General features: G+C 42.2%; 14 protein-coding genes. All 14 read right to left on the minus strand.

Annotated features, from left to right (window positions below; translation table 11 throughout):
- A partial coding sequence (gene mdh, locus RT445_RS20200; protein ID WP_313471418.1) for a malate dehydrogenase occupies window positions 1–779 on the minus strand: 779 nt, incomplete at its 3' end.
- A 48-nt stretch (window positions 780–827) separates the two neighbouring features.
- The gene (locus RT445_RS20205; RefSeq protein WP_313471420.1) at window positions 828–1,205 is read right to left on the minus strand and encodes a BMC domain-containing protein; all 378 of its coding nucleotides are present in this window, start codon (window positions 1,203–1,205) and stop codon (window positions 828–830) included.
- A gap of 5 nt (window positions 1,206–1,210) precedes the next feature.
- Window positions 1,211–1,486: a EutN/CcmL family microcompartment protein gene (locus tag RT445_RS20210; protein WP_312506332.1), complete on the minus strand. Its 276-nt coding sequence runs from the start codon at window positions 1,484–1,486 to the stop codon at window positions 1,211–1,213.
- A gap of 5 nt (window positions 1,487–1,491) precedes the next feature.
- A complete protein-coding gene (gene pduL, locus RT445_RS20215) occupies window positions 1,492–2,334 on the minus strand; it encodes a phosphate propanoyltransferase (protein WP_313471422.1) in 843 nt (280 codons plus the stop codon).
- Between the two features lie 18 nt (window positions 2,335–2,352).
- A complete protein-coding gene (locus RT445_RS20220) occupies window positions 2,353–2,628 on the minus strand; it encodes a BMC domain-containing protein (protein WP_312506336.1) in 276 nt (91 codons plus the stop codon).
- 18 nt (window positions 2,629–2,646) lie between these two features.
- Entirely contained in the window at window positions 2,647–3,417 is a 771-nt protein-coding gene (gene fabG / locus RT445_RS20225) for a 3-oxoacyl-ACP reductase FabG (RefSeq protein WP_312506337.1), read from the minus strand.
- 26 nt (window positions 3,418–3,443) lie between these two features.
- On the minus strand, window positions 3,444–3,734 hold the full coding sequence (locus tag RT445_RS20230; RefSeq protein WP_312506339.1) for a BMC domain-containing protein: 291 nt from the start codon (window positions 3,732–3,734) through the stop codon (window positions 3,444–3,446).
- 15 nt (window positions 3,735–3,749) lie between these two features.
- Window positions 3,750–4,370 (minus strand): hypothetical protein, encoded by a 621-nt coding sequence (locus RT445_RS20235; RefSeq protein WP_312506340.1) that lies wholly within the window; start codon window positions 4,368–4,370, stop codon window positions 3,750–3,752.
- A 5-nt stretch (window positions 4,371–4,375) separates the two neighbouring features.
- Window positions 4,376–4,990 (minus strand): phosphate propanoyltransferase, encoded by a 615-nt coding sequence (pduL, locus tag RT445_RS20240; RefSeq protein WP_312506342.1) that lies wholly within the window; start codon window positions 4,988–4,990, stop codon window positions 4,376–4,378.
- Window positions 4,991–5,003: 13 nt separating this feature from the next.
- Complete coding sequence (locus tag RT445_RS20245; RefSeq protein WP_004229005.1) at window positions 5,004–5,285, minus strand: BMC domain-containing protein; 282 nt, start codon at window positions 5,283–5,285, stop codon at window positions 5,004–5,006.
- Between the two features lie 14 nt (window positions 5,286–5,299).
- The gene (locus RT445_RS20250; RefSeq protein WP_312506344.1) at window positions 5,300–6,781 is read right to left on the minus strand and encodes an aldehyde dehydrogenase family protein; all 1,482 of its coding nucleotides are present in this window, start codon (window positions 6,779–6,781) and stop codon (window positions 5,300–5,302) included.
- A gap of 14 nt (window positions 6,782–6,795) precedes the next feature.
- Window positions 6,796–7,077, minus strand: coding sequence for a hypothetical protein (locus tag RT445_RS20255; protein WP_312506345.1), 282 nt, complete (start codon window positions 7,075–7,077; stop codon window positions 6,796–6,798).
- Between the two features lie 5 nt (window positions 7,078–7,082).
- The gene (locus tag RT445_RS20260) at window positions 7,083–7,826 is read right to left on the minus strand and encodes an HAD family hydrolase (RefSeq protein WP_312506346.1); all 744 of its coding nucleotides are present in this window, start codon (window positions 7,824–7,826) and stop codon (window positions 7,083–7,085) included.
- 23 nt (window positions 7,827–7,849) lie between these two features.
- The coding region (locus tag RT445_RS20265; protein ID WP_313471427.1) for an amino acid permease at window positions 7,850–8,438 on the minus strand (589 nt) is incomplete at its 5' end.

Below are 8,438 nucleotides of genomic sequence, written 5' to 3' on the forward strand. Positions count from 1 at the left end.
TGCAAATAGGTAATAATTGGCATCACTTTGCGCTGATCCTTCACAATTGCCTCCATCATTCGGACAATGGCGGCTGCCGGAGCATAGTAAGCACTACCATTACCCAGAAGTTCTATAATTTCGCCTCCACCCTTTCGCGTTCGCTCCACTAATTGTTCACTCTGTGTCTGCGGAAGCAATTTTTCTACTGGGATACCACCAACATACGTATAGCGAACAAGTGGTACCATCTCATCTCCATGACCGCCCAATACAAAACTTGAAATATCCTCTACAGCTAGCTGAAGAGCCTGCGCGATAAAGGTATTAAAGCGTGCTGTATCTAAAATACCCGATTGTCCCATGACACGATTTTTTGGAAAACCTGTTGTTTCGAGACACACATAGGTCATAGCATCGACAGGATTACTCAATACAATAATGTAACTAGCTGGTGCATAATATTTGATTTGTTCACTGACTGTTCGGATGATAGAGGCATTTGTATGAATTAAATCCTCTCTTGTCATCCCAGGTTTTCTTGCAATGCCCGCCGTGATGACCACAATATCAGCATGGGCAATTTCCTCATAGCGTGAAGTAGCTGTCACCTGTACATTGGATTTTTCTATCGGTCCAGCTTGGAGAATATCTAGAGCCTTTCCTTTCGCTGTATTTTCTAATTCTGGTACATCGACAAGTACAATATCACCCATCTCTTTTTGTGCGACCATCAATGCGATGGTTGCACCTGTATGACCAGCGCCAATGATGGCAATTCTGGGTCGCCTAAAGCTCATTTGCTTCACACTCCTAATGTCATCAATTCAATAGTAATGACATGGCAACTACATGTCTGCTTGAACATCCTCTTTAGGCTGTTGTCCTGGTTCTTTAGACTTCTGTCGGGTGCTCGTTTTTTTGACTCCGCCAGCCATTTTTTTTGTCAGCTGTTTTTCACCAATCATTGAGGTAAAAACTTCATTTGCGGCTCTAGGGATTACATGTGCACTTAACAGCTTACTCGTTCGCGCTGCCGCCTCTTTGCCAGCCTCAACAGCAGCTTGTACTGCTCCTACATCACCCTCTACAATAACAGTTACAATACCTCCGTCCACGAGTTCATGTTTCACTAATTGTACATTCGAAGCTTTTAACATCGCGTCAGCCGCCTCAATAGAGCCAATCATGCCATACGTTTCAATCATGCCTATCGCTTCCTTCACTATGCTCACCCCTCCCCTTCGTCTGTGCCATCAATAATTCCGACAACAATCGCATCAATCGGACAAATCGTTGTCGTGGAAAAACTTCGTACGGCTGCACTACCCATTGTTAAAATGACTTCATCGCCTACGCCTGCACCTATACGATCTGCTGCAACAATTTGCTCATTACTAAATTGACCGTCCACATTTTTCGGTTGGATAATAAGTAATTTTAGTCCTTGTAGCCCTTCCTCTTTCCGTGTCGCCCATATATTTCCGACTACTGTTCCTATCCGCATGCATCTCATCCTTTTTCATGAAACTGAAGTTCTATTCCTAATTTGGTCACGGTCTCTGTCGCAAGTGCAGTTAATCTAGCATTTTTGGGGATTACCACGGTCCTCCCTTGATACAGACTTAAATCGTTTTCTGTAATAATTTTCTTATTTATTTCAATTGCTGTACTAGGGCGTTTATCCAATGACTTTTCCTCTATCTTATCTGTTATTAATGTACCCGTTACACCTTGTTGAATTAAGCCAGCATTTGCTTCATCTGTATCTATATGCATCTCTAATTGATAGTGATCTGCTACGCGGATTTTTACTTGCTCAAAGGTAATAGGTCGTGGGCTCCGTACCCTTACGGAGACATATTGTCCGTTTTGAATTCCAAAATGCTGTGCATCAGTGGGTGACATATGAATATGTGCCTGTGCGATAATGACCCCTTCCTGTAACACTAAACTACCTTTGGGTCCCACCAACGTACAACTTGCTGAGCCCTGAATCTCGCCAGATTCTCGTAGAGGTGGTTGAATCCCTAATGCAACGGCATCAGTATGACTGATTTCAACTTGTGTTAGCATGCGAGCTGGTCCTAATACACGTACATTTGTCACGCTACCTTTTGGTCCCACCATCTGTAACGTTTCATTTGCTGCAAACTGCCCTGGTTGAGTTAACCATTTTTGAACGGTTAGCGTTGCCCCCTTGCCAAAGAGATGCTCAACATGCTCCTGTTTCAAATGAATATGTCTAGCAGAGATGCCGATAGGGATTTCATTGTGCCTCAGTGCTGCCTGTTTTTTGGGTAGTAATTCGGCTATAACATCATCCACAATTTGCATGATCGCCTGTTCATTCATTAAGCACCACCTCACTCATTATTGTCCATTTAAGATGGCTTCTAGCTCTGCATGTGGTCTTGGAATAACATGAACGGATAAAAGCTCCCCAACACGTTGTGCTGCTGCTGCCCCAGCATCTGTTGCTGCTTTTACCGCCCCTACATCTCCGCGAACAAGCACCGTGACAATTCCGCCACCTACATGGACTTTACCAACAATATTGACATTAGCGGCCTTCACCATCGCATCCGCTGCTTCAATAGAGCCAACTAATCCTTTTGTTTCAATCATCCCTAATGCTCCTAAATTCATACTTTGTCACGCCTCCTCTTAAAATGCTTCTGCATCCTCTGGTAATGTTTGACCACCATCAATAATAATGGATTGACCCGTAATAAAAGCGGCTTCCTTACTACTTAGGAACAATGCAGCATAGGCAATATCTTCTACACGACCGAGACTACCAAATGGAATCGCCTTCGCCATCTTCTGTAAATATGTTTCACCTAGTCCACCTAAGCCTTCTGTTGCAATATTTCCTGGTAGCACAGCATTAACTGTAATATTATAGGGGGCTAATTCAAGAGCTGCGGTCCTCATAAACCCTAATTGCGCCGCCTTACTTGCCGCATAATGAGTCCATCCCGCATAGCCAGTCACTGGACCAGTAATGGACGACGTAATAATGACCCTACCATAGGTTGCTTTCTTTAAATACGGCATGCACGCTTTTACAGCAAACATTGTTCCTCTGGCATTCACATTTAACACTTGATCCCATTGTACTGGCGTCATCTCCTCTATTTTCACAGAGGGGAAAATACCAGCATTGGAGCATAAAATATCTATGGAGCCATACGTGCGAGCAACCTCTTCAGCCATATTTTCAACAGATTCATAGTTTTCAACATCCACCGTGGCTGCTGAAGCTGACAAACCTTGAGCTTGTAATTCATTTGCTACATTTGTGGCAGCTTCGCCCCCTCTTGCAGCAATTACCACATGAGCACCCTGTTGAGCAAACACAGTGGCAATACCTTTCCCAATTCCTTTACTACCGCCAGTTACTACGACAACTTTACCCGTTAAATCGACCTTCAACTAGTACCTCCACCTTTCCTTTTGTTTTAAGCACTTGGTTTTTTTGCTATTTCTATCACTAAGCCATTCACGGTACTATCTGGTCGTAAAATCGTCGTAGAAGCAAACCATTGATCTGCTGCTATGGCTATTTGTGTACCAATAGCTATTGCTTCTTGAATGGCTGTTGTATCCCCTTCTATAGCAATTGTTACAAGGGCCAAATCAATGGTTTCTTGCCGAAGTATTCGAATATCCGCAGCTTTTAGCATGGCATCTGCGATGAGGATCGAAATCGCAAGCCCTCTAGTTTCCACTATCCCAATCGATTTCGTCATGTAACAACACTCCTGCTATTGTCTTTGTATCGTAATTCCTTTTTCCTGAATGATTTCCTGTGCAAGTGGTGTAAGTTTTGTATGGGCAGGCAGTTTAAGCTGTTGCCCCTTAAACGATTGAAGCATATCAGCCGTTAAATAGTTGGCCACTATATCCGAACGAGGAGATTCCTCTTGTAGCTTTAAAAAGGGAATAAGCTGTGTAAATAACTGTATTTCACAACCAAACGTCTTTAATCGTTCAATATGTTGCAGCAGCATCCCCATATATGCATTCGGTTCTTTTGCTGATATAACGGCAGACAGCTTTTCATCAGGAACTAATATAGCTGTTTGATTGTTGATCAGTAACTCTGACAGATACAAGGATGTCGAAGAATTGGGCAAACCTTGTGCACTACTAACCATAAATGCCTGATCCACTTCCAGAAAAACGGTTGCATCATAAAATAGTTGGGAGGAGCTAGTAGTCTCATTCATATACCACTCTTCAATCTGAAAATAGCCGCTTAAGACTTTCAGCTGTTTTTTAGAAACAGTTGTATGTGGATGGACAACCAATAACCTCTTATGCTGCGTATTCATCAGAGAGCTGACTACCTCTTCGATCATCATCTGTAATTCTTTTACATCCATACGTCTCACTCCATTTTAATGAGCTTGCCAATTGAATGAGTATGAATGGCAGCGGCATTTGCTTCATCTGTATCTACATGCATTTCAAGGATGAAATCTGGTGAGACACGGACCACAACGTTCATTAGGTGTAGCTGCCGTACCTTTCCGGATATCTCGACTGTCACGATGTCCTTGTCTTTGACATGAAAGGCAGCTGCATCAGACACCGCCATATGAATATGTGCTTGTGCTATAATCAATCCTTGCTTTTTATGGCGAATACCATTGGTCCCAATCAATGTGATGGATTCAGAGTCTGCTAAGTCACCCGACATCCGAATCGGTGGTGCCACACCAAGCTTTATGGCATCAGTTTGACTGATTTCAACTTGTGTTTCAGTACGAAAAGGTCCTAAAACCCGAACATTATCAATGTGGCCTCTAGGTCCTTTTATCGTCAAAACTTGCTGTGAGGCAAACTGACCAGGTAGGGAAAGGGCCTTCCATTTTTGTAAAACAGCCTTTCTACCAAATAAATGATAGAAATCCTCCTCATTTATATGGCAATGGCGAGCAGAAATCGCAATTGGGATATTTGCATTCGTTACATCAAGGTCATGAACTTGATTTGACATCATCACCCTCCCCTATTCACTTAGGTAAGATTGCGTATAATTCTGAATGAGGGCGTGGGATGACATGTACTGAAAGCAGTTCACCTACACGGCGTGCCGCTTCAGATCCTGCATCCGTAGCTGCCTTTACTGCACCGACATCCCCTGTCACAAGCACTGTCACAATACCTCCCCCGACATGCACTTTCCCTACGATATTGACGTTAGCTGCTTTCACCATGGCATCTGCAGCTTCAATTGACCCTATTAGACCTCTTGTTTCGATCATGCCTAAAGCTCCATTTATCTCTACACTCATTTTAATTTCCTCCTCTAGTTATTTAACTTTGTTAGTACTTCCTCTATGATCTTTTCAATGGTTATCCTATCGAGCGGCACGTCTGCTTTTGCTTGAATCGATGTAGCCTGTATGTTTTGAGGGTGTTGTGGCTGAGGAATGGTTAGTTCCTTCACGCCATATGCGACTCTTTTTTTATTTAATAAATGACGAGCAGAAATATTATCGCTCGTAATATTCCCTCCGTATGCCCCGCATCCTAATGTAAAGGAAGGAGTTAAACTTGTCGTACCGCCCGCTGCTCCAACAGATGCTAAAGTATTTACTAAAATTCGGGATACCGGCATTTGAGCAGCAAACGCTTTAACAAAATCTTCGTCCTGGGCATGAATTGCTAAGCTATGCCCTCTCCCTCCCACATCAAGCAATTGGCGACAAATCTTTGCCGCTTCCTCCCGTGAATATGCCGTATAGAGACCTAAGATGGGAGAAAGCTTTTCTATTGAAAACGGATATTCCTTACCAATTGCATGTTCCTCCGCTACAAGTACCCGTGTATGGGAAGGTACATTAATGCTAGCCATGTTGGCGATCAAAGTTGCTGGCTTCCCGACAATCTGACTATTTAAAGTACGAGCAATTGGCGATATTACCTTGGCCAATTTTTCTTTATCCTGTCCACTTAGCAGGATCGCCCCATTCTCTGCTAATGCTGCCATCACCTGAGCTTTTACCTCCTGATGCACGACAATGGCTTGCTCCGTGGCACAGATGGTGCTATTATCGAATGATTTACTATCAATAATTCGTTTCATCGCCTCTTTAACATCTGCTGTACGATCTATATAAACAGGGACATTTCCAGGGCCAACACCATAGGCGGGTTTGCCTGAGCTATAGGCTGCTTTGACAAGTCCCGAACCACCAGTTGCTAAAATAAGCTGTACATCACGATGGCGCATTAATTCCTCTGTACCTTTTAAGGTTGGATGGGTAATCCATTGAATTAAGCCATCAGGGGCACCTGCACGAATAGCTGCCTGTTGACATATTTTCAATGCCTCAATGGTACAGTTCACTGCGGATGGATGTGGACTAAAAACAATGGCGTTTTGGGCCTTTAATGCAATTAATGTTTTATAAATGGCTGTTGCAGTTGGATTTGTTACAGGTGTAACTGCTGCAATGACACCGAATGGATAAACTATTTCTACCTGCTTTGTCACCCTATCATCTTGAATAATACCAACTGTTTTTTCTTGTCGAATAGATTCAAAGACGCCTTGAGAAGCTAATTGATTTTTCATTTTTTTGTGTTCAATGATTCCCATCTTTGTTTCCGTAACAGCTCGTATCGCAAGGTTTTCTGCTTGTTTATAAGCTTCATGGGCAATGGCTTCGATAATAAGGTCTACTTGCTCTTGCGTAAAGCTAGTGTACTTTTTTTGTGCAAGAGCAGCAGCTGCTACCCCATCCCTAGCTTCCTGTATGGAAAGCAAATCTTGGTCTTTCACCATATGACGCCCCCCGGTCATGTAAATTTTTTTAGCGCGATTAAGTCGTTCGTATCAGTTGTAGTAAATAGCTGTTGCTCGTGCAAACTTTGCCAATGGTGTAATTCATGTGCAGAAAGCGCCTCATACACATCGGTTTTTGGTTGCTGCTTCTGACCATGATTCTGCATCAACTGAAATGATTGCCATTCCTGCAACTCTTCATTTGTCAATGTTTGATGTGTTTGATCAGATTGAGTGGCCTGCGTAAGTTTTTCCAATACCAATTCAGTAATTTTGGCAATTAGCTGATTGTCCATTTTGCTCACTCCTTTTTGATTAACATCGTTAAAACGGATTCATCATAGGCATCAATAATTTTTGTCGCATCAGGCAAATAGTCCTTCGGGAATGTTGCTTTAGGAATGATGCCAATGGAAAAGCACATACCCGCATTTTTTGCAAAGAGCATATCTGCATTTGAATCACCAATCATTACGGTTCTCTCTAGTGTTACTTGAAATTGCTCCTTTGCCACATAAGCTAAGTCTGGAAATGGTTTACTGTAGACAGCTTGGTCACTTCCTAGTACAAATTCAAATAAGGTGAACAACTCTAACTGCTGTAAATGTGATATAGCTCGTGCTGTTTGATCAGCTGTAATCACGCCTAATTTTATCCCTTGTTTTTTTAAGTTCATTAAGAGAGTGCGAATACCTGGTAATGCCTGAACCCTACTATTTTCTTGTTGCGATGTGGCTAAGTTGGAGGCTGCTCTCGCAAGTGTCACACCTTTGCTCCAAGGGATTCCCTGCTGATAGAGTAAGTAGGCTACAATCGTTTCAGCTTCTTGGATACTTCCAATAGCTAAAGGGCTTGTTGGATCAATAGATGTTCCTTTGTCATCAACACCTATGTTTTTTAAAAAGGTCTGTAAAGAAAAAAGTATTTCAAAATTCGAATTTTCAGTTAAATTTAGATAGACATTTTTGGCCCATGCAATCCATAAGGAATCCATCTCGATGATGGTTCCATCCTTATCAAAAATGACCCATTCCACTTGTGTCATAGTAGAACTCATTCCTTTTTGTTCTATTCTCGTATTGCTTCTATTGATGGTACAGGTACCTGCACCTCTATATGCGCTGATCTATCCTTTGCAAAGCGTTCCTCTGGCGCATCCTCATTAATGTGATGTCTAGCCCAAACCCAATAATAAATGCTTGCCACAGCAAACACTGCTAAACAAACAATGAAAAACGTCAAATTAGCAAAGAAGCTTGCAAAGATAGCAATAACAGCCAGCACAAGTGAGACAATCGGTGTAAACGGATAAAGTGGCGTTTTAAATGTACGTACTAAATTAGGTTCTTTTTTACGCAAAATTAGCACCGATAAATTCATCGTGATATAGGAAACTAAGGCCCCAAATGTAGAAATTAAAATCAAATCATCCGGATTAAATAATATGACTAACACTAGCCCGATAAATCCTGGCAAAATAATGGCCATATATGGTGTCTGACGTTTTTTATGCATCTTCGATAAAAAGCTTGGTAGGTAACCTGCTCGTGATAAGGCATATACTTGTCGAGAGTAAGCCAAAATAACACCTGAAAAACTGGCAATTAAGCCGACTAATCCAACAGATGCCAATATTTGAGCTAACCAATACGTATTT

The organism is Lysinibacillus sp. (assembly GCF_032093475.1).
Taxonomy (GTDB): Bacteria; Bacillota; Bacilli; order Bacillales_A; family Planococcaceae; genus Lysinibacillus; species Lysinibacillus irui.